18 protein-coding genes are annotated in these 19,849 nt (G+C 73.7%); 17 read left to right on the plus strand and 1 reads right to left on the minus strand.

Going from position 1 to position 19,849, the window contains the following annotated elements; translation table 11 throughout:
- Positions 1–587: 587 nt before the first annotated feature.
- On the minus strand, positions 588–1,532 hold the full coding sequence (bla, locus tag UO65_RS07970) for a class A beta-lactamase (protein WP_035280145.1): 945 nt from the start codon (positions 1,530–1,532) through the stop codon (positions 588–590).
- A gap of 268 nt (positions 1,533–1,800) precedes the next feature.
- On the opposite strand from bla, the gene UO65_RS07975 reads away from it, so the two are divergent.
- The 17 genes from UO65_RS07975 to UO65_RS08055 all read left to right on the plus strand — a co-directional run bounded on the left by UO65_RS07975 (position 1,801) and on the right by UO65_RS08055 (position 19,789).
- Positions 1,801–3,363: a UDP-N-acetylmuramoyl-L-alanyl-D-glutamate--2,6-diaminopimelate ligase gene (locus UO65_RS07975; RefSeq protein ID WP_084175388.1), complete on the plus strand. Its 1,563-nt coding sequence runs from the start codon at positions 1,801–1,803 to the stop codon at positions 3,361–3,363.
- Positions 3,360–4,820: a UDP-N-acetylmuramoyl-tripeptide--D-alanyl-D-alanine ligase gene (locus UO65_RS07980; RefSeq protein WP_035280146.1), complete on the plus strand. Its 1,461-nt coding sequence runs from the start codon at positions 3,360–3,362 to the stop codon at positions 4,818–4,820. Before UO65_RS07975 ends, UO65_RS07980 begins: the two co-directional genes overlap by 4 nt.
- Entirely contained in the window at positions 4,817–5,905 is a 1,089-nt protein-coding gene (gene mraY / locus UO65_RS07985; RefSeq protein WP_035280148.1) for a phospho-N-acetylmuramoyl-pentapeptide-transferase, read from the plus strand. Before UO65_RS07980 ends, mraY begins: the two co-directional genes overlap by 4 nt.
- Positions 5,902–7,287, plus strand: coding sequence for a UDP-N-acetylmuramoyl-L-alanine--D-glutamate ligase (gene murD / locus UO65_RS07990; RefSeq protein WP_035280150.1), 1,386 nt, complete (start codon positions 5,902–5,904; stop codon positions 7,285–7,287). The genes mraY and murD overlap by 4 nt, the downstream gene beginning before the upstream one ends.
- On the plus strand, positions 7,287–8,756 hold the full coding sequence (ftsW, locus tag UO65_RS07995) for a putative lipid II flippase FtsW (protein ID WP_035280152.1): 1,470 nt from the start codon (positions 7,287–7,289) through the stop codon (positions 8,754–8,756). The genes murD and ftsW overlap by 1 nt, the downstream gene beginning before the upstream one ends.
- On the plus strand, positions 8,753–9,895 hold the full coding sequence (murG, locus tag UO65_RS08000; RefSeq protein ID WP_035280154.1) for an undecaprenyldiphospho-muramoylpentapeptide beta-N-acetylglucosaminyltransferase: 1,143 nt from the start codon (positions 8,753–8,755) through the stop codon (positions 9,893–9,895). The genes ftsW and murG overlap by 4 nt, the downstream gene beginning before the upstream one ends.
- A complete protein-coding gene (murC, locus tag UO65_RS08005; protein WP_035280156.1) occupies positions 9,892–11,307 on the plus strand; it encodes a UDP-N-acetylmuramate--L-alanine ligase in 1,416 nt (471 codons plus the stop codon). Before murG ends, murC begins: the two co-directional genes overlap by 4 nt.
- Entirely contained in the window at positions 11,304–12,065 is a 762-nt protein-coding gene (locus UO65_RS08010; RefSeq protein WP_035280158.1) for a cell division protein FtsQ/DivIB, read from the plus strand. The genes murC and UO65_RS08010 overlap by 4 nt, the downstream gene beginning before the upstream one ends.
- A 46-nt stretch (positions 12,066–12,111) precedes the next feature.
- Positions 12,112–12,615, plus strand: coding sequence for a DinB family protein (locus UO65_RS08015; RefSeq protein WP_035280160.1), 504 nt, complete (start codon positions 12,112–12,114; stop codon positions 12,613–12,615).
- Between the two features lie 197 nt (positions 12,616–12,812).
- A complete protein-coding gene (gene ftsZ, locus UO65_RS08020) occupies positions 12,813–14,198 on the plus strand; it encodes a cell division protein FtsZ (RefSeq protein ID WP_035280162.1) in 1,386 nt (461 codons plus the stop codon).
- A gap of 126 nt (positions 14,199–14,324) precedes the next feature.
- The gene (gene pgeF, locus UO65_RS08025; protein ID WP_084175389.1) at positions 14,325–15,032 is read left to right on the plus strand and encodes a peptidoglycan editing factor PgeF; all 708 of its coding nucleotides are present in this window, start codon (positions 14,325–14,327) and stop codon (positions 15,030–15,032) included.
- Positions 15,029–15,757, plus strand: a complete 729-nt coding sequence (locus UO65_RS08030; RefSeq protein ID WP_035280166.1) for a YggS family pyridoxal phosphate-dependent enzyme — start codon at positions 15,029–15,031, stop codon at positions 15,755–15,757. Before pgeF ends, UO65_RS08030 begins: the two co-directional genes overlap by 4 nt.
- A gap of 102 nt (positions 15,758–15,859) precedes the next feature.
- Positions 15,860–16,516 (plus strand): cell division protein SepF, encoded by a 657-nt coding sequence (locus UO65_RS08035; protein ID WP_035280167.1) that lies wholly within the window; start codon positions 15,860–15,862, stop codon positions 16,514–16,516.
- Positions 16,517–16,535: 19 nt separating this feature from the next.
- A complete protein-coding gene (locus UO65_RS08040; protein ID WP_035280169.1) occupies positions 16,536–16,820 on the plus strand; it encodes a YggT family protein in 285 nt (94 codons plus the stop codon).
- A 46-nt stretch (positions 16,821–16,866) separates the two neighbouring features.
- The gene (gene wag31 / locus UO65_RS08045) at positions 16,867–17,697 is read left to right on the plus strand and encodes a DivIVA-like cell division protein Wag31 (protein WP_035280171.1); all 831 of its coding nucleotides are present in this window, start codon (positions 16,867–16,869) and stop codon (positions 17,695–17,697) included.
- 76 nt (positions 17,698–17,773) lie between these two features.
- Positions 17,774–18,343 carry a hypothetical protein gene (locus UO65_RS08050; RefSeq protein WP_035280173.1) on the plus strand — a complete coding sequence of 190 codons (570 nt, stop codon included), beginning with the start codon at positions 17,774–17,776 and terminating at the stop codon, positions 18,341–18,343.
- A 111-nt stretch (positions 18,344–18,454) separates the two neighbouring features.
- Positions 18,455–19,789 (plus strand): MFS transporter, encoded by a 1,335-nt coding sequence (locus tag UO65_RS08055; protein ID WP_200873337.1) that lies wholly within the window; start codon positions 18,455–18,457, stop codon positions 19,787–19,789.
- The last annotated feature ends 60 nt before the right edge of the window (positions 19,790–19,849 follow it).

Consider the following 19,849-nt stretch of genomic DNA (forward strand, 5'->3'; position numbering starts at 1 on the left):
GCACCTCCACCCACCCGGGCAGTTGCTTGGTCGGGCCGCCGGTTCTCGGGGTGGTCGGCTGGCCAAGCGCCTCCACCCACCCGGGCAGTTCGCTCGCCGGGCCGCCGGTTTTCAGGGGCGGTCGGCTGGCCAGGCGCCTCCACCCACCCGGGTATTCGCTTGCCGGGCCGTCGGTTTCGAGGGTGGTTGGCTGGCCAGGCGCCTCCACCCACCCAGGCAGTTCCGTAGCCGGGCCGCCGGTGTGTTGGGGTGGTCGGCTGGTCAAGCACCTCCATCTACTCGGACATTTGCGTAGGCGGGCCGCCGGTTCGTGGGCCGGCTTTGAGGACAAGCCCCAGTGGCCGGCTGCTCGCCGGCGTTGGTCGACTACCCGTTCGCATCGGCAAGCCGCTCACCCGGGCCGGTCGGCTGCCTACCCGCGCCTGCCAGCCACCCGCCCGCAGCAGGCGGCTACTTGCCGGCCGGCCGCTCGCATTGGCCAGCCGCTCACCCGTGCCGGTCGGCCACCTGCTCGCGCCTGCCAGTCACCTGCTCACAGTGGTCGCCGGTCCGCCCGTCCGCCTGTCTGCGCCGGCAGGTGGGTTCGGTCAGCCCAGTGCGCGTGCGATGATGCCCGCCGCCGCCGCGACTGTGGTCCTGCCCCGCGTCGTCTTCGGGTCGGTCGGCGAGGTGAAGACGGTGATGACCCAGGGTGCCCGGTTCGGCGGCCAGACCACGGCGACGTTGTTGACCTCCCCCTGGGCGCCTGAGCCGCTCTTGTCCGCCACGTCCCACCCGGCGGGCACCCCCGCGCGGATCAGGTCCTTCCCGGTGACGCTGGCGCGCATCCACCCGGCCAGCAGTTCGCGCCCCGGCCGGTCCAGGCCGTCGCCCACCACCAGCGCGCGCACGGTCGACGACAGGGCCAGCGGGGTGGAGGTGTCGCGCTCGTCGCCGGGGGCGGTGACGTTCAGGTCCGGTTCCGGGCGGTCGAAGCGGGTGGTTCGATCGCCCAGGGTGCCGACGAAGTCCGTCACCCCCGCCGGACCGCCGACGAGCGGGAGCAGCAGGTTGACCGCCGTGTTGTCACTGCGCGTCAGCGCCGCGACGCACAGGTCCGCGACCGCCATGCCCTCGGCCACGTGCTCGGAGGTCACCGGCGCGTACTCCAGCAGGTCCGCCTCCGTGTAGTGGATGACCCGCTCCAGCAGGCCCGGCTCGGCGAGCCGCCGCCGCAGCACCGCCGCCGACACCGGCACCTTGGCGGTGGAGCACATGAGGAACCGCTCGTCCGCGCGGTGGCGGACCTCGGTGCCGTCGGCGGTGTCCACCGCGTACACCCCGAGCCGCCCGCCGAACGTCGACTCCAGCGCCACCAGTTCCTCCGCCGCCCCGGCGGCGGCGGGGGGCAGGGTCGGGGAAAGCCCTGTGCCGGAAGTGGTTGCCCGCGGTGTGGCCGGTGTGGACGGATCGGCGCACCCGGCCAGAACGGCACCCAGCCCGGCGAGGAGGACGGTGCGGCGGTTCGGGGACGGGACTGGCGTGTTGGGCACTGCGTGCTCCTCGCGGTTGTCGTCGAACTCTCACCGGAAGGACGCGCGAGTCGTTGCCGAGTTGCATGCCGGGGTGGGTCGTTGAGCTGAACATGTGTTCGACTTTACCGGGTTTTCGCTGCTCCGGACGTGGGTGGACAGTGCTCCACCTGATCGTGTGATGTACCCCCGGACGGGGTCACCCCGGGCCCGTCTACCCCATGCTCCCGGCACCGGGTGATCGAGGTGCCGCTCGGTAGCCCTCCGTGCGCAGGTAGCCTTCCGCCCCGTGCCCGCCAAGCTCGACGGCAAGGCTGTCACAGCGCCGCCTCGCCCCTCCCGAATCCTGCCCGTGCCACTGGCCACACTGGCCTCCCGCGCTTCGGCGCGACCACTCGCGCCGGGGAGCACCCCGGTGTCCGAAGTGGTCGTCACCGGTGCCGCGCTGCGCGCGCAGCACGTGCTGCCCGGCGACCTGTTCGCCGCCCTGCCCGGTGCCCGCGCGCACGGCGCCGACTTCACCGCCGACGCGGTGGCCGCCGGTGCCGTCGCCGTGCTCACCGACGAGGCGGGCGCGGCCCGACCCGCCGTGCGCGACAGCGGTCTGCCGGTGCTGGTGCACCCGGACCCGCGCGCCGCGCTCGGTCCGCTGGCCAGCCACATCTACGGCGAGCCGTCCCTGGCGCTCAAGGTCCTGGGCGTCACCGGCACCTCCGGCAAGACCACGACCTCATACATGGTCGAGTCCGGCCTGGCCGCCGCCGGGCACCGCACCGGCCTGATCGGCACCGTGGAGACCCGGATCGCGGGCGAGCGCCTCGACAGCGCCTTCACCACCCCCGAGGCCCCCGACCTGCAGGCCCTGTTCGCGGTCATGCTCGAACGCGGTGTCACGCACGTGCCGATGGAGGTCTCCAGCCACGCGCTGGCCCTGGGCCGCGCGGCGGGCACCCGGTTCGCGGTGGGGGCGTTCACCAACCTCTCCCAGGACCACCTGGACTTCCACCCGGACATGGAGGACTACTTCCGGACGAAGGCGCAGCTCTTCGACGGCCGCTCCGCCGTCGAGGTGGTCTGCGTGGACGGCGAGTGGGGCCGCAGGTTGGTGACACCCGCAACGGTGACGGTCGCCACCACCGGTGACGCCCGGTGGACGGCGACCGACGTGCGCACCTCGCTCTCGGGCGAGCAGTCGTTCACCATCCACGGGTCCGAGGGGCGCACCCTGGCCGCGACGCTGCCGATCCCGGGCACCTTCAACGTGGCCAACGCCCTGCTCGCCGCCGCCGTGCTGCACGAGGTGGGCGTGCCGGACGAGGCGATCGTGGTCGGGCTGGCCGACGTGCGGGTGCCGGGCCGGATGGAGCGGGTGGCGCTCGGGCAGGACTTCACCGCCGTCGTCGACTACTCGCACAAGCCCGAGGCCGTCGCGGTCGCGCTGGACGCTATGCGCGCGCGCACCGACGGCCGGGTGATCACCGTGCTGGGCTGCGGCGGCGACCGCGACACCGCCAAGCGCCCGCTGATGGGCGCCGAGGCGGCCCGGCGCAGCGACCTACTGGTCGTCACCGACGACAACCCCCGCACCGAGTCCCCGGCGGCCATCCGCGCGGCGGTGCTGGCGGGCGCGGAGTCCGTCCCGGCCGCGCAGCGCGGCGAGGTGCGCGACATCGGCGACCGCAGGCAGGCCATCGCGGCCGCGGTGGCCGCGGCCCGCTCCGGCGACGTGGTCGTGGTGGCGGGCAAGGGGCACGAGACCGGCCAGGAGGTGGCGGGTGTCGTGCACCCGTTCTCCGACCGCGACGAACTGGAGGCGGCCATCCGCGAGCGACTGGGCACGGTGACCGGATGATCCCGCTGACCCTGCGGGAGGTCGCCGACGCCGTCGGCGGCCGACTGCACGACGCCGACCCGGACGCCGTGGTCACCGGCACCGTCGAGTTCGACTCCCGGAAGATCACCCCGGGCGGGCTGTTCCTGGCCCTGCCAGGGGAGAAGGTCGACGGGCACGACTTCGCCGCCCGGGCCGTCGCCGCGGGCGCGGTGGCGGTGCTGGCCGCCCGCGAGGTCGACGCCCCCGCCGTCGTCGTCCCGCCGGTCGACTCCGCGCACACCCGCTCGGTCGCGCTGGCCGGCGACACCGACGGCTCCGGCGCCGCCGTGCTGGCCGCGCTCGCCGCGCTGGCCAGGGTGGTCGTGGACCGGCTGACCCCCGGCGGCCTCACCGTCGTCGGCGTCACCGGTTCCTCCGGCAAGACCTCCACCAAGGACCTTATCGCCCAGGTGCTGACCCCGATGGGCGCGACCGTGGCGCCGCCGGGGTCGTTCAACAGCGAGCTGGGCCACCCGTGGACCGTGCTGCGCGCCGACGAGACCACCCGCCACCTGGTGCTGGAGCTGTCCGCGCGCGGGCCGGGGCACATCGCCGCGCTGTGCGACACCGCCCCGCCGCGCATCGGCGCCGTGCTCAACGTCGGCAGCGCCCACCTCGGTGAGTTCGGCTCCCGCGAGGACATCGCCCGCACCAAGGGCGAGCTGGCCGAGAAGCTGCCCGCCGACGGCGTTGCCGTGCTCAACGCCGACGACCCGCTGGTCGCCGCCATGGCCGAGCGCACCTCGGCGCGGGTCGTGCTGGTCGGCGAGGCGCCCTCGGCGCAGGTGCGCGCGGTCGACGTCGTGCTCGACGAGCAGGCCAGGGCGACCTTCCGCCTGGTCGCGCCGCAGGGCGAGGCGACCGTGTCGCTGTCGCTGCACGGCGCCCACCACGTCGGCAACGCGCTGTCCGCCGCCGCGATCGCCCTGGAGCTGGGGGCGACCCCGGCCGAGGTGGCCGCGCGGCTCTCCGGCGCCCGCCGGGTCTCGGCGCGGCGGATGGAGGTGATCACCCGCCCGGACGGCGTCACGGTGGTCAACGACTCCTACAACGCCAACCCGGAGTCGGTGCGCGCCGCGCTCAAGACGCTGGCGACGATGGCCCGCACGGGCAACCGACGCCGGTCCTGGGCCGTCCTGGGTGTGATGGGTGAGCTCGGCGACGACTCGGTCGCCGCGCACGACGAGGTGGGCAGGCTCGCCGTTCGACTGGACATCAACCGCCTGGTGGTGGTGGGCGACGAGGCCCGCGCCATGCACCAGGGGGCGAGCCTGGAGGGCTCGTGGGGAGAGGAGTCGGTGCTCGTGCCGGACGTCGATGCCGCGGTCGCGCTGTTGCGCGCCGAACTGGCACCCGGTGACGTGGTTCTCGTGAAGGCGTCCAAGGTCGCCGCCCTGTGGCGGGTCGCGGACGCGCTGCTGGAGGCGGGTCGGTGAAGAGCATCCTCATCGCGGCCGCGATCGCCATGGTCGCGTCCATCCTGCTCACCCCGTACCTGATCCGGGTCTTCTCCCGGCAGGGCTTCGGGCAGGAGATCCGCGAGGAAGGCCCCGAGGGCCACAAGAGCAAGCGCGGCACCCCCACCATGGGCGGGGTGGCGATCATCATCGCCATGTGGGTCGGGTACGGCGTCTCGCACATCGCCAACGCCACCTCCGCCACCCCCGGCGAGGCGCCGACCGCCTCCGGGCTGCTGGTGCTGATGCTGGCCACCGGCCTGGGCCTGGTCGGCTTCCTGGACGACTTCATCAAGATCCGCAAGCAGCGCAACCTGGGGCTGAACAAGACCGCGAAGCTGGTCGGGCAACTGGTCGTCTCCATCGGGTTCGCCGTCCTGGCGCTGCGCTTCCCCGACGAGCGGCAGCTCACCCCGGCCTCGGACAACCTGTCGTTCGTCCGCGACATCTCCATCGTGTCCTTCGGCGCGCTGGGCTTCATCGTGTTCTGCTACCTGGCCGTGTCGGCCTGGTCGAACGCGGTGAACTTCACCGACGGCCTCGACGGCCTCGCCGGTGGCTCCTCGGCGATGGTGCTGGGCACCTACGTGGTCATCTCGTTCTGGCAGTTCAGCCACGACTGCGGCCGGGTGGCCGAGGCCGCCTGCTTCGACGTGCGCGACCCGCTGGACCTGGCGGTGGTCGCCGCCGCGGCGATGGGTGCCTGCATCGGCTTCCTGTGGTGGAACGCCGCCCCGGCGAAGATCTTCATGGGCGACACCGGCTCGCTGGCGCTCGGCGGCCTGGTCGCGGGCCTGGCCATGGCCACCCGCACCGAGCTGCTGATGATCATCATCGGTGGCCTGTTCGTGGTCGAGATGGTCTCGGTCGTGCTGCAGATCGCGGTCTTCCGCACCACCCGGCGGCGGCTGTTCCGGATGGCGCCCTTCCACCACCACTTCGAACTCGCCGGGTGGGCCGAGACCACGGTCATCATCCGGTTCTGGCTGCTCGCGGGCGTCTGCGCGATGTTCGGCCTCGGCCTGTTCTACGCCGACTGGCTGTCCGCGGGCGGCGGCATATGACACCGGCCCGGCGGGTCCTGGTCGCGGGGGCCGGGGTCGCGGGCCGGGGGGTCGTCGCGGCCCTGCTGGCCGACGGCGCCTCGGTCACCGTCACCGACGGCAACGCCGAGCGGCTGGCGGCCTTCGCCGACACCGGCGCGCGGACCGCGCTGGGCCTGACCGAACCGCCCGCGGGCACCGACCTGGTGGTCACCAGCCCCGGCTGGCGCCCGGACAGCCCGCTGCTGCTCGCCGCCGCGGCCGCCGGGGTCGAGGTGATCGGCGACGTCGAGCTGGCCTGGCGGCTGGCGCGGCGGCTGCCGCGACCGCCGGTGTGGTTGGCCGTCACCGGCACCAACGGCAAGACCAGCACGGTCACCATGCTGGAGTCCATGCTGCGCGCCGCCGGGCTCAACGCCGTGGCCTGCGGCAACGTCGGGCTGCCGGTGGTCGACGCGGTGCGCGCGGGCCACGAGGTGCTCGCGGTGGAGCTGTCGAGCTTCCAACTGCACTGGCAGTCGTCGATGCGCGCGCACGCCTCGGTCGTGCTCAACGTCGCCGAGGACCACCTGGACTGGCACGGCGGCATCGACGACTACGCCGCGGCCAAGGGCAAGATCCACACCGGGGCGAAGGTCGTGGTGCACAACACCGCCGACGAGTGGTCGGGCAGGCTCGCCGCCGCGCACGAGGGCACCCGGGTCGGCTTCGGCCTGGGCACACCGCGCCCCGGTGAGCTGGGCGTGGTGGAGGACCTGCTGGTCGACCGCGCCTTCGTCGACGACCCGGCCTCCACCGCGGAGGAGTTGGCCACCCTCGGCGACGTGCTCCCCGGCGGCCCGCACAACGTGGCCAACGCCCTCGCCGCAGCCGCCCTCGCCCGCGCCCACGGCGTCCCCCCGGAGGCGGTCCGCGACGGCCTGCGCGCCTACCGCCCCGGCCCGCACCGGGCCGCCCCGGTCGCCGAGGTCGACGGCATCCGCTACGTCAACGACTCCAAGGCCACCAACCCGCACGCCGCCGCGGGCTCGCTGCGCGCCTTCGAGTCCGTCGTGTGGATCGCGGGCGGGCAGCTCAAGGGCGCCTCGGTCGACGGCCTGGTCGCCGAGGTGGCCGGTCGGCTGCGCGGCGCGGTGCTGCTCGGCGCCGACGCCGACGTGGTCTCCGCCTCGCTGGCGCGACACGCGCCGGATGTCCCCGTGAGCAGGGTGCCGCCGGGAGACGATGGGGCCATGACCGCCGCCGTCCACGCCGCCCGCGCCCTGGCACGTCCCGGTGACGTCGTGCTGCTGGCGCCTGCCGCGGCCTCGCTCGACATGTACCGCGACTACGCCCACCGCGGCGACGCGTTCGCCGACGCCGTGCGCGGGCTGCTCACCGACGGCGGACCCGGGACCGGCTGATGGTCACCCAGGCCGAGGCCCGCCCCCAGGCCGAGCGGCCGCGCCGGACCGGGCGCGCGCCCGGTCGGGTGACCGCCTTCCGGGTCGCGCTGACCGCGTGGCTGGGCAGGCCGCTGGCCTCGTTCCACCTGGTGCTCGCCGTGTTCGGCCTGCTCACCGTGCTCGGCCTGGTGATGGTGCTGTCGGCGTCCTCGGTGGTCTCGTTCAACACCCCCGGGTTCGGCCTCTACACCGTCTTCTTCAAGCAGTTGATCTACGTCTCCGTCGGGGCGGTGCTGTTCTGGGTGGCGCTGCGCGTGCCGCTGGCCCGCATCCGCGCGCTGAGCCCGACCGCGATGGTGGGCAGCATCCTGCTGCTGATGGCCGTGCTGACCCCGCTGGGCGCCGAGCTGAACGGCACCAGGAGCTGGTTCGTGCTCGGCCCGGTGTCGTTCCAGCCGGTGGAGGTCTGCAAGCTGGCGCTGGCGCTGTGGGGGGCGCACGTGCTGGTGGTCAAGAAGGCGGTGCTGCACCGCTACCGGCACCTGCTGGTGCCCGTGGTACCCGCCGCGCTGCTGATGTTCGCCCTGGTCATGCTGCAACCCGACCTCGCGGGCACGGTCACCCTGGGCATCGTGCTGGTGGCGCTGCTGTGGTTCGCGGGAGCCCCGGTGCGGATCTTCGGCGCGCTGGCGCTGGGCGGCCTGGCCGGGGTCGCGCTGCTCGCGGTGGGCACCGAGTACCGGCTCGACCGGGTGGTCAGCTTCCTCAACCCCGAGCAGGACCAGCTCGGCAAGGGCTTCCAGGCGGTGCAGGCGCAGCTCGCGCTGGCCGACGGCGGGCTGTTCGGCCGGGGGCTGGGCCAGGGGCCGTCGAAGTGGAACTTCCTGCCCAACGTGCACAACGACTTCATCTTCGCCCTCATCGGCGACGAGCTGGGCTTCCTCGGCTGCTCGCTGGTGCTGGGCCTGTTCGCCATGCTGGCGGTGGTCGGGATGCGGGTGGCGACCCGCAACATCGACCCGTGGATTCGGATGGTCGCCGCGACGCTGACCGTGTGGCTGGTCGCGCAGGCCGCCATCAACATCGGCTACGTCGTCGGCCTGCTGCCGGTCACCGGCATCACGCTGCCGATGATCTCCTCCGGCGGCACGTCCGCGGTGGTGACCATGGTGGTGTTCGGCCTGCTCGCCAACTGCGCCCGGCACGAGCCCGAGGCCGTGTCCGCGCTGCGCTCGCAGGGGCCGGGCCGGTTCGGCAGGCTCATGCGGCTGCCCGCGCCGGACCCGTACAAGCCGCCGAAGAAGCGCAGGCCCGCCCGACCGTCGGCGCCGCCGCGGGGCGTCGCGCGCTCGACGGTCGACCACAGCAGGCGTGGTGCCCCCGACGGGCGCACCATGTCCGGCCGGGTCGCGGGTGGTGCGCCCGCCGCCCGGCAGAAGAAGACGAACCGCGGTGCGCCGCGGACCGCTAAAGGAGGACGTCGTTGACCGTAGGTCCCACCGGTGGGAACAGGGCGGCCCGCAAGGGACCGTGCGTGGTGATCGCGGGGGGTGGCACGGCCGGGCACATCGAGCCCGCGCTGGCGCTGGCCGACGCGGTCATGCGGCTGCGCCCGGACGCCCGGGTCGTCGCGCTGGGCACCGAGCGGGGTCTGGAGAAGACCATCGTGCCCGCGCGCGGCTACCCGCTGGAGATGATCCCGCCGGTCCCCATGCCCCGTAAGCCGAACGTCGACCTGCTGAAGCTGCCGCTCAAGGTGCGCTCGGCGATCAAGACCACCCGGGAGGTGCTCGACCGCGTCGGCGCCGACGTGGTGGTGGGCTTCGGCGGCTACGTGTCGCTGCCCGCCTACCTCGCCGCCCGCGGCCGGGTGCCGATCGTGGTGCACGACTCCAACGCCAAGGCGGGTCTGGCCAACAAGGTCGGCGCCAAGTTCGCCGCCCGGGTCGCGGTGGCCGTGCCGGACACCGGGTTGCCGCGCGAGGAGGTCATCGGCATCCCGCTGCGGGAGTCGATCCTGCGGCTGGACCGGGCCGCGCTGCGGGCCGAGGCGCGCCGCTTCTTCGGCCTGCACCCGACCGCGCCGACGCTGCTGGTCACCGGCGGCTCGCAGGGCGCCCGCTCGATCAACGCCGCCGTCTCCGGGGCCGCCGCCGAGCTGGCCGCCGCGGGCATCGGCGTGCTGCACGCGCACGGGCGCAACAACACCCTGGCCGTGCAGCAGGTGCCGGGTGCGCCGCCGTACGTGTCGGTGCCCTACCTGGAGCGGATGGACCTGGCGCTGGCCGCGGCCGACGCCACCGTCTGCCGCTGCGGGGCGATGACCGTCGCCGAGGTGTCCGCCGTCGGCCTGCCCGCGGTGTACGTGCCGCTGCCGCACGGCAACGGCGAGCAGGCGCTCAACGCCGAGCCGGTGGTCCGGGCGGGCGGGGCGCTGCTGGTGCCGGACGCGGAGCTGACCCCGCGCCGGGTCGCCGAGTCGGTGATCCCGATCCTGCGCGACCGCGGCCGGACCGCCGCCATGTCCGCCGCCGCCCGGGGTTCCGGGCACCGCGAGGCGGCCGACGTGCTGGCCGCGATGGTGCTCGACGCGATCGAGAAGAACCCCGCGGGGGATTCCCGATGAACCCGGCCGACGGTGTGCTCGACCGCACCCACCTCGTCGGGATCGGCGGGGCGGGGATGAGCGGCATCGCGCGCATCCTGCTGGCCAGGGGCAAGGCCGTGTCCGGTTCCGACGCCAAGGACGCCCGGTCCAACCTGGCCCTGCGCGCGCAGGGCGCGCGGATCGCGGTCGGGCAGGCGGCGGCGAACCTCGACCTGCTCGACGGCGGCCCGACCGCGGTCGTGGTGTCCACCGCGATCAAGGAGGACAACCCGGAGCTGGTCGAGGCCCGCGCCAGGGGGCTGGCGGTGCTGCACCGGTCCGAGGCGCTGGCCGAGCTGATGGCCGGGCACCGGGTCGCCTGCATCGCGGGCACCCACGGCAAGACCTCGACCACCTCGATGCTCACCGTGGCGCTGCAGCGCTGCCGCCTGGACCCGTCGTTCGCCATCGGCGGCGACCTCAACGAGTCCGGCGCGAACGCCCACCACGGCAGCGGCGGGATCTTCGTCGCCGAGGCCGACGAGAGCGACGGGTCGTTCCTGGTGTTCTCCCCGTCGGTGGCGGTGGTGACCAACGTGGAGGCCGACCACCTCGACCACCACGGCACGGTCGAGGCGTACACGGCGGTGTTCGACGAGTTCCTCGGCCGGATCGAGCCGGGCGGCGTGCTGGTGGCCTGCGCCGACGACCCGGGTTCGGCCGCGCTGGCCGACCGGGCGCGGGACCGGGGCATCCGGGTCCGCCGCTACGGCCGCGACGCCAAGGGCCCGGAGGACGCGACGCTGCTGGACTACCGGCCCGAGGGCGGCCTGGGTGTGGCGCGGGTGTCGGTCTCCGGGCAGGAGCTGGAGCTGCGCGTCGCCGTGCCCGGTGAGCACATGGCGGGCAACGCGCTGGCCGCGTTCCTGGCCGGGCTGGAGCTGGGCGCCCCGCCCACCGAACTGGGCGAGGGCATCGCCGCGTTCGGCGGGGTGCGCAGGCGGTTCGAGTACAAGGGCACCGCGGGCGGCGTGCGCGTCTACGACGACTACGCCCACCACCCGACCGAGGTCGCCGCGCAGTTGGCCGCGGTGCGCCCGGCCGCGGCGGGCGGGCGGGTGGTGGTGGTGTTCCAGCCGCACATGTACTCGCGCACCGAGACCTTCGCCGCGGAGTTCGGCGCCGCGCTCGCCGCCGCGGACGAGGTGGTGGTGCTCGACGTGTTCGGCGCCCGCGAGGAACCCAAGCCGGGGGTCAACGGCGCGCTGGTCGCCGACGCGGTGCCGCTGCCCGCCGAGCGGGTGCACTACGAGCCCGCGTTCGACCGGGCCACCACGCTGGTGGCGGGCCTGGTGCGCGCGGGTGACCTGGTGCTGACCATGGGCGCGGGCGACGTCACGATGCTCGGCCCGGAGTTGGTGGCCGAGCTGGAGCGGCGGGCCACCGGATGAGCGCCACCGCCTCCCGGCGGACCGGGGACCGGGTGCGGCGCGACCCGCCCCGGCCCGCGCGGCGGGCGCCGGGGAGAGCACGTCCCCGGCGCCGGGTGCACCGCCGCTACCTGGTCCGCCGGTGGGCGGTGCTCGGCTCCTTCGCGTTCGTCGTCGGCGTCGTTGTGGTGGTGTTCTTCACCCCGCTGCTCGGCGCGCACGACGTCGAGGTCAGCGGCACCGACCAGCTCACCGCCGACGACGTGCGCGCGGCCGCCGCGGTGGCCCCGGGCACCCCGCTGGTGCGGCTGGACACCGACGAGGTCGCCGCCCGCGTCGCCCAGCTCCCCCGGGTGGACACCGTGCAGGTGCGCCGGTCCTACCCGGGCACCGTGCGGATCGCCGTCTCCGAGCGCACCCCGGTGCTGGCCGTGCAGGCGGGCGACGGGGTGCACCTGGTCGACGGCACCGGCCTGGACTTCAGCACCGTCAAGGCCGCGCCCCCGGGGCTGCCGGTCCTCAGCGCCCCCGACCAGCCCAGCCGGGCCGCCGCCGCTGCCGCGGTCAGCGCGCTGCCGCCCGCCCTGACCGCCCTGGTCGCGTCGGTGGCCGCGACCACCCCGGTCGACATCCGGCTGACCCTGGGCGACGGCAGGCTCGTGGTGTGGGGCGGCGCCGAGGACTCCGCGCGCAAGGCCGCCGTCCTGGGGCCGCTGCTGACCCGGCCGGGCAAGACCTACGACGTCGCCGCCGCGGACTTCCCGACGGTGGCCGAGTAGACAACTCGCTCGCGGATTGTCGTACCCCCGCGCGAGACTGCGCGGCATGGCACAGGACGACCCCCGGATCGACCCGCCGCGGGTGGCGGGCGACATCGATCAGATCAACGGTTTCCTCGACTACCTGCGCGGGTCCGTCGTGCTCAAGGCCGAGGGGCTGTCCGAGGAGGACGCGCGCCGCTCGGTGCTGCCGTCGCCGCTGATGACGGTCTCCGGGCTGCTGGCCCACCTGCGCTGGGTGGAGGCGTACTGGTTCGGCACCGTCCTCGACGGCAGGCCCGACCTGGCCCCCTACACCGACGAGGACCCGGACGCGGAGTTCCGCGGCGCCGTGGAGATCCCGCTGCGGCAACTGGTCGACGACTACACCGCGCAGTGCGCCGACAGCCGCGCCGTCGCCGCCCGGGTCGGCCTCGACACCGTCGTGCCCTTCCGCGGCGAGGAGGTCAACGCGCGCTGGGTCCTGCTGCACATGATCGAGGAGACCGGCAGGCACGCGGGCCACCTCGACGTCATCCGGGAACTGCTGGACGGCACCACCGGGGAGTGACCGGGCGGCGTACACCGCCGGGCGGGCACGTCCCGTGACCAACAACCGCGACACCGCACGGCGTGGCGGCTGGATACCGCGCGTCGCTATGCCTACCTTTCCTGTTAGTCCGGGGTTGACAGAACTCTCACTCTCTGGTTGAGGTCGAGGGTTCCCGGGCCCGCACATGCAGGACCACTATCAGGAAGGCGGCTTCGATGACGCCCCCGCACAACTACCTCGCCGTGATAAAGGTCGTCGGCATCGGTGGCGGCGGCGTGAACGCCGTCAACCGCATGATCGAGGTCGGTCTCAAGGGTGTCGAGTTCATCGCGGTGAACACCGACGCGCAGGCGCTGCTGATGTCCGACGCCGACGTCAAGCTCGACATCGGCCGCGAGCTGACCCGCGGCCTCGGCGCGGGGGCCAACCCCGAGGTCGGCCACAAGGCCGCCGAGGACCACCGCGAGGAGATCGAGGAGGTCCTCAAGGGGGCCGACATGGTCTTCGTCACCGCGGGCGAGGGCGGCGGCACCGGCACCGGCGGCGCCCCGGTGGTCGCCTCGATCGCGCGCAAGCTCGGCGCGCTGACCATCGGCGTGGTCACCCGCCCGTTCTCCTTCGAGGGCAAGCGGCGGGCCAAGCAGGCCGAGGACGGCATCCAGGAGCTGCGCAACGAGTGCGACACGCTCATCGTGATCCCCAACGACCGGCTGCTGCAGCTCGGCGACGTCGGCGTCAGCCTGATGGACGCCTTCCGCTCCGCCGACGAGGTGCTGCTCTCCGGTGTCCAGGGCATCACCGACCTGATCACCACCCCGGGTCTGATCAACCTCGACTTCGCCGACGTGAAGAGCGTCATGTCCGGCGCGGGCAGCGCGCTGATGGGCATCGGCTCCGCCCGCGGTGAGGGCCGGGCGGTGCAGGCCGCGCAGAAGGCGATCAACTCGCCGCTGCTGGAGGCCTCCATGGACGGTGCGCACGGCGTGCTGCTGGCCATCGCCGGTGGCTCCGACCTGGGCCTGTTCGAGATCAACGAGTCCGCCTCGCTGGTGCAGGAGTCCGCGCACCCCGAGGCCAACATCATCTTCGGCACGGTCATCGACGACTCGCTCGGCGACGAGGTCCGGGTCACCGTGATCGCCGCCGGGTTCGACGCGGGCCAGCCCACGCACAAGAAGCTGGACCCCTCGGCCATCGGCTCGCGCCCGGCGACCCCCGCGCCCCAGGCCGAGCGCGCCCCGGAGCCGCCCGCCCCGGAGCCGCAGCAGCAGGCCCCGCAGCAGCAGGCCCCGGCGCCCACGCAGTCCTCGGGCTACGGGCAGTCCTCCGGTCAGTCCACCTCCGGTTACGGCCAGTCCAACCCCGGCTCCGGCTACGGGCAGTCCGGCTCGAACTCCAACTCCGGGTACGGGCAGTCGAACCCCGGGTACGGCCAGCAGTCCTCGGGGTACGCCCCGCCGGTCTCGGCCACCCCGCCCCCCGGTTCGGTGCCGCGCCCGCTGTCGGGCGTCGGCTCGCAGGGCAGCCTGCCCGGCCGACCCGTCCCGGTGACCGACGACCCCGACGACGAGGTCGACGTGCCCCCCTTCATGCGCCGGTAACCCCCCGGTCCCCCCGTTTTCCCCGCGAACCCCGGCGTTCCCGCGCCGGGGTTCGCCGCATCGTCGGTCCACCCGGATAGGTTGTGGGCCGACATGCTCCGCACGTGATCGACGAGGAGTCACAGGGTGCGCATTCGCCGGGTGGTCACCACGCGCGAGGGCGGGGTCTCGCGGCCCCCCTACGACTCGTTCAACCTCGGCGGGCACGTCGGGGACGACCCGGCGGCGGTCCGGGCCAACCGCGAGCGGCTGGCGGGCGAGCTGGGGGTGCCCGGGGACCGGCTGGTGTGGATGGAGCAGGTGCACGGCCGCACCGCCCAGGTCGTCGACGGGCCGGTCGCCGAACCGCTGGAGGCCACCGACGCCGTGGTCACCGCCGAGCCGGGGCTGGCCCTGGTCGTGCTGGTCGCCGACTGCGTGCCGGTCCTGCTGGGCGACCCGGTGGCCGGGGTCGTCGGCGCGGTGCACGCCGGGCGCGTCGGCGCCCGGGTCGGGGTGGTGCCCGCCGCGCTGGCGGCCATGCGCACCGCCGGGGCCGACGTGGCGCGGGTCGAGGTGCTGCTGGGGCCCGCGGTCTGCGGCGACTGCTACGAGGTGCCGCAGGCGATGCAGACCGACGTGGAGAAGCACCTGCCCGGCAGCGCCTGCCGCACCCGCCGCGGCACCCCGGGGCTGGACCTGCGCGCCGGGCTGTGGCGCCAGCTCGCCGACGCCGGGGTGGCCAGGATCGGCATCGACCCGCGGTGCACCAACGAGGAAGCCGCGCTGTTCAGTCACCGCAGGGAAGGGACCACTGGGCGATTGGCCGCGGTGACCTGGGTGGACCCCCGATGACCGACCGCGCCGTCGAGATCGCCGCCAACCTCGCCGAGGTCCGGGCCCGGATCGAGGCCGCCTGCGCGAAGGCGGGCCGCGACCCGGCGGGCGTGCGGCTGCTCGGGGTGAGCAAGACCTTCCCGGCCGAGGACGCGATCGCCCTCGCCGACCTCGGCGTGCTCGACCTGGCCGAGAACCGGGAGCAGGACGCGGGGGCCAAGGCCGCCCGGGTCGCCGAACTGCGGCCGGACCTGCCGATCCGCTGGCACATGGTCGGGCAGTTGCAGCGCAACAAGGCGCGCGCGGTGGTGCGGTGGGCGGCCGAGGTCCAGTCCGTCGACTCCGGCCGGTTGGCCGCGGCGCTGGCCAGGGCCGTGGGCAACGCCGCGGCGGTGGGGGAGTGCGAGGGGCCGCTCGACGTCCTGCTCCAGGCGAGCATCGACGGCGACCCGGCCCGCGGCGGCTGCCCGTTGGAGGACCTGCCCGCGCTCGCCGAGGACGTGGCCGGGACGCGTGATCTTCGCCTCCGCGGGATCATGGCGGTGGCCCCGCGCGGGGTGGAACCCGCGGCCGCCTTCGCGCGTCTTGCCAGTGCGGCGGAACGGTTGCGGGCCGAGTACCCCCAGGCCACGGAGCTTTCCTGCGGCATGAGTAACGATCTTGAAGAGGCGATCGACTACGGGTCGACGTGCGTGCGTGTCGGAACCGCCCTCCTGGGGGGTCGCGGGCTAGCCTCCCCCTAACGGGGGTCTGGGAACCCGAACCCCGGAGTGACGGTTGAGACGTGTGAGGCGCGGGTAGGTCGTCTTGCGCGGGAGCCACGCCCGGGAGTCACGGAGGAAGCCATGAGTACGCTGCAGAAGTTGAAGGCCTACTTCGGGATGGTTCCTGCCGACGAACTCGACGACTACGACCTCGACGACTACGACCGGCGTGGCTACGGCCACCGCCCGGAGTACCTCGCCGACGACGAGTTCGACGAGTACACCCCCGGACGTGGCCGCCGCTCGGGGCGCTACCGTTCCGAGTCCGAGGTGGACGACGACTACGAGCCCGTCGAGCGGTTGCGACCGCGCGGCTGGTCGCCGCCGTCGGCCATCGGGTCGACCGTGTCCGCGGTCGCGGACACCTCGACCACCCAGGGAGCACTGGCCATGGATGCCCGCCGCGACGCGGCGCCCCGCCCCCGACCCAGCGAGCCGCCGGTCCCGACCGGCTACCCGCTCGGCCGGGTGGTCACGCTGCACCCGAGCAGCTACTACGAGGCCAGGACGATCGGCGAGCACTACCGCGACGGCCGCCCGGTGATCATGAACCTGACCGAGATGGAGGACGGCGATGCCAAGCGGCTCGTCGACTTCGCCGCCGGTCTGGCGTTCGCGCTGCGCGGCTCGATGGACAAGGTCACCAACAAGGTGTTCTTGATCTCACCCCCCAACGTCGACCCGACCGCCGAGGACAAGCGGCGGTTGGCCGAGGGCGGGTTCGCGGGCCGAAGCTGAGTGATGGCAGAGTTGACCTGTGGAACCAGTGCGTCTCGCCGCTTATTGGGTGTTTTTCGCCTTCTGGCTGCTGCTGACCGCCCGCGTGGTGGTCGAACTCGTCCGGACGTTCGCCAGGGAATGGCGACCGGCCGGTGGGGTTGCGGTGGCGCTGGAGACCATCTACACAGTGACCGACCCCCCGGTCAGACTCGTCCGTCGGCTCATCCCGACGGTGCGGATCGGGGGCGTGGGCCTGGACCTATCGATTATGGTGCTGCTGTTGGTCGTATTCATTCTGATGCGGCTGGCCTATCCCGGGTAACGGGGAACTTGGGTGCCTGCAGCCCTGGAGCGCGTGAGGTGATCAGATGTCGTTGACCCCCGCTGACGTGCACAACGTCGCGTTCAGCAAGCCTCCCATTGGCAAGCGGGGCTACAACGAGGACGAGGTGGACGCCTTCCTCGACTTGGTCGAGGTGGAGCTCTCCCGCCTGATCGAGGAGAACAACGACCTGCGTGCGCAGGTCGAGCAGCTCGACGCGCAGCTCGAATCCGCGCGAGCCGACCTCGACGACGCTCGCTCGGGCGCCGCCCCGGCTGCCCCGGTCCGGGCCGTGGAGGAGCCGCGCAGGCTCAACCCGGTCCCGCCGCCCAGCGCGCTGGAGCAGACCAGCCCCGGCGGTGGCGGTGACCACCACGTGCAGGCCGCCAAGGTCCTGGGCCTGGCCCAGGAGATGGCGGACCGGCTGACCGGCGAGGCCAAGGCCGAGGCGGACACCATGCTGGCGGAGGCCCGGACCAAGTCCGAGCAGTTGCTCTCCGAGGCCCGCACGAAGTCGGACACCATGGTCAACGAGGCGCGCACGCGCGCCGAGACCATGCTCAACGACGCCCGCACCCGGGCCGACACGCTGGAGCGGCAGGCGCGGGAGAAGGCCACGTCGCTGGAGCGCGACGCCCAGCGGCAGCACACGGAGATCCTCGGCGCGGTGCAGGCGGAGCGCACCACGCTGGAGAAGAAGATCGACGAGCTGCGCACCTTCGAGCGCGAGTACCGCACCCGCCTCAAGACCTTCCTCGAGTCCAGCCTGCGCGAGCTCGGTGACCGCGGTTCCGCCGCGCCCACCTCCGAGGGCGCCAGGGCGGCGGCGGGACAGCAGAGCGGCTACTCGTTCGGCCCCCGCGCCGAGGCGGGCTGAGCCGGAGTAGCCGGGACAGCGGCCCGCGGACCGGGATCGGTTCGCGGGCACGACGTCCCGGTGGGTGGGGTCAACAGTGCTGATCATCGTGTTGGTGCTGGTCCTGGTGGCGTTCGGCCTGCTGGTCGGCGCGCTCACCACGGCCAACACCCTGTTCGCGTGGATCTCGGTCGCGGTGAGCGTCGCCGCGGCGGCCATCCTCGTCGTCGACTGGGTGCGGTCCCGCCGCACGCGGTCCGCGGCGCGGTCCGCCCCGGCGGTGGCCGACGACCACCTCGACGACGAACCCGAACCCGTGGTGGCCGCCGGGCCTGATCCGGCCCGGGACGAGCCCGGGGCCACCGGGGCGGAACCCGAACCGGGTCCCGCCGAGGGGGCCGGGGACGAACCCGCCGAGGAGGCCACCGACGCCGCCGACCTGCTGGTGGTGTCCGAGCTCGACGCCGAGGTCAGGGTCCTCGACGAGCGACCGCGCTACCACCTGGGCCGGTGCTCGTTCATCTCGGGCAAGCCCTCGCTGACGCTGCCGGTCGCCGAGGCGCGCCAGCTCGGCTTCACGCCCTGCGCCCTGTGCACGCCGGACGCCGTGTTGGCGGCCCGGCACCGCGAGGGCCGCAGCGCCGAGCAGCCGCACGAGGCGGGCTGACCAGCGCCCTGTGGACAACTCCCGACGCCGATCGGGAAGTCCGGATAACCTCGCGTTCGTTCGGTTGAGCCGAAGGAATCCGGGGGTTTCCGTGTCCACGTGGTGCTCGTCATGTCCATGACCACAGCCACACCCAAGCTCGGTGGTGACTTCCACCGCCTGTGGTCGGCGTCCCTGGCGACCAACCTCGGCGACGGTGTCGCCCTGGCGGCCGGGCCGCTGCTGGTGGCGGGCCTCACCCGCGACCCGGCGCTGGTCGGCATGGCCGTGTTCGTGCAGCAACTGCCGTGGTTGCTGCTGTCGCTGTTCAGCGGCGCGCTCGTCGACCGGCTCGACCGGCGGCGCCTGGTCGTCGTGGTCAACCTGGTGCGCGCCGTCGTCCTCGGCGCGCTCACCGGCGCCATCGCCACCGGGCACGTGTCCATCCCGGTGGTCTACGCGGCGTTCTTCCTGCTCGGCACCGCCGAAACCCTCGCGGACACCGCCTCGGGGGCGTTGGTCCCCGCGGTCGTCCCGGTCGAGGCCCTGCCCGCCGCCAACGCCCGCCTCATGGGGGTCCACCTGCTGGGCAACCAGTTCGCCGGGCCACCGCTCGGCGCAGCGATCTTCGTGTTCAGCGCAGCGCTGCCGTTCGGGGTCAACGCGGCCACCTTCCTCATCGGGGCGCTGTTGGTGCGCGGCATGCGCCACCGCGCGGTGCCACCCGACCCGGCCGGGCGGCGCCCGATGCGGCAGGAGATCGCCGAGGGGGTGCGGTGGCTGCTGGCCCACCGGTTGCTGCGGATGTTCTTCGTCTGCCTGTTCTTCATGAACCTCACGCTGATGGCCACCGTGTCGATCATGGTGCTCTACGCGACCGAGCGGCTGGGCCTGCCCGCGATCGGGTTCGGTCTGCTCACGACGGTGATGGCGGTCGGCGGGCTGCTCGGCACGGTGCTCGCCAGTCGGTTGGTCCGCCGCTTCGGGGAGAGCCCGCTGATGCGGGTGGGCCTGCTCGTGGAGACCGCCACCCACTTCGTCCTGGCAGGCACCCGGTCCGCGTGGGTCGTGGGTGTGGTCCTGTTCGTCTTCGGCGTGCACGGCGTGGTCTGGGGCACGATCATCGCCGCCGTCCGGCAGCGGGTGGTGCCCGACCGGTTGCGCGGCCGGGTCGGCAGCGTGTCGATGCTGCTGTCGATCGGCGGGTCCGCCCTCGGTTCGCTGGGCGGCGGGCTGCTGGCCAAGGTGTTCGGCCTGACCGCCCCGTTCTGGACCGCCGGGGCCGCGATGGTCGTGCTGACCGCCGTGGCCTGGCGCGGTTTCGGGCCCGCGGCGTTCCGCGAACAGGCTCCCGGGAACCCGGTTGCGGACACGCAGTACCCTGGGGGTACAGACGTCGATCCGGCCATCACCGGGGAGTCTCCGGAAGAACGGGCCTGCGCTCCGCCAGGGGAGCGGCCCCAGTAGAACCGGACGGGGCCAGCCCGTGACAGCCGGGTACGAGAGGTCACCGGGTTCCCGGTGGCA

The sequence above is a fragment of the Actinokineospora spheciospongiae genome (assembly GCF_000564855.1).
Classification (GTDB): domain Bacteria; phylum Actinomycetota; class Actinomycetes; order Mycobacteriales; family Pseudonocardiaceae; genus Actinokineospora; species Actinokineospora spheciospongiae.

Coding starts and splice junctions, on each gene's coding strand:
- UO65_RS08015 (WP_035280160.1), top strand. CDS start 12,112: ATGGCACAGGACGACCCCCGGATCGACCCGCCGCGGGTGGCGGGCGAC.
- UO65_RS07980 (WP_035280146.1), top strand. CDS start 3,360: ATGATCCCGCTGACCCTGCGGGAGGTCGCCGACGCCGTCGGCGGCCGA.
- UO65_RS08010 (WP_035280158.1), top strand. CDS start 11,304: ATGAGCGCCACCGCCTCCCGGCGGACCGGGGACCGGGTGCGGCGCGAC.
- UO65_RS08055 (WP_200873337.1), top strand. CDS start 18,455: ATGTCCATGACCACAGCCACACCCAAGCTCGGTGGTGACTTCCACCGC.
- ftsW (WP_035280152.1), top strand. CDS start 7,287: ATGGTCACCCAGGCCGAGGCCCGCCCCCAGGCCGAGCGGCCGCGCCGG.
- murD (WP_035280150.1), top strand. CDS start 5,902: ATGACACCGGCCCGGCGGGTCCTGGTCGCGGGGGCCGGGGTCGCGGGC.
- UO65_RS08035 (WP_035280167.1), top strand. CDS start 15,860: ATGAGTACGCTGCAGAAGTTGAAGGCCTACTTCGGGATGGTTCCTGCC.
- ftsZ (WP_035280162.1), top strand. CDS start 12,813: ATGACGCCCCCGCACAACTACCTCGCCGTGATAAAGGTCGTCGGCATC.
- UO65_RS08030 (WP_035280166.1), top strand. CDS start 15,029: ATGACCGACCGCGCCGTCGAGATCGCCGCCAACCTCGCCGAGGTCCGG.
- wag31 (WP_035280171.1), top strand. CDS start 16,867: ATGTCGTTGACCCCCGCTGACGTGCACAACGTCGCGTTCAGCAAGCCT.
- murC (WP_035280156.1), top strand. CDS start 9,892: ATGAACCCGGCCGACGGTGTGCTCGACCGCACCCACCTCGTCGGGATC.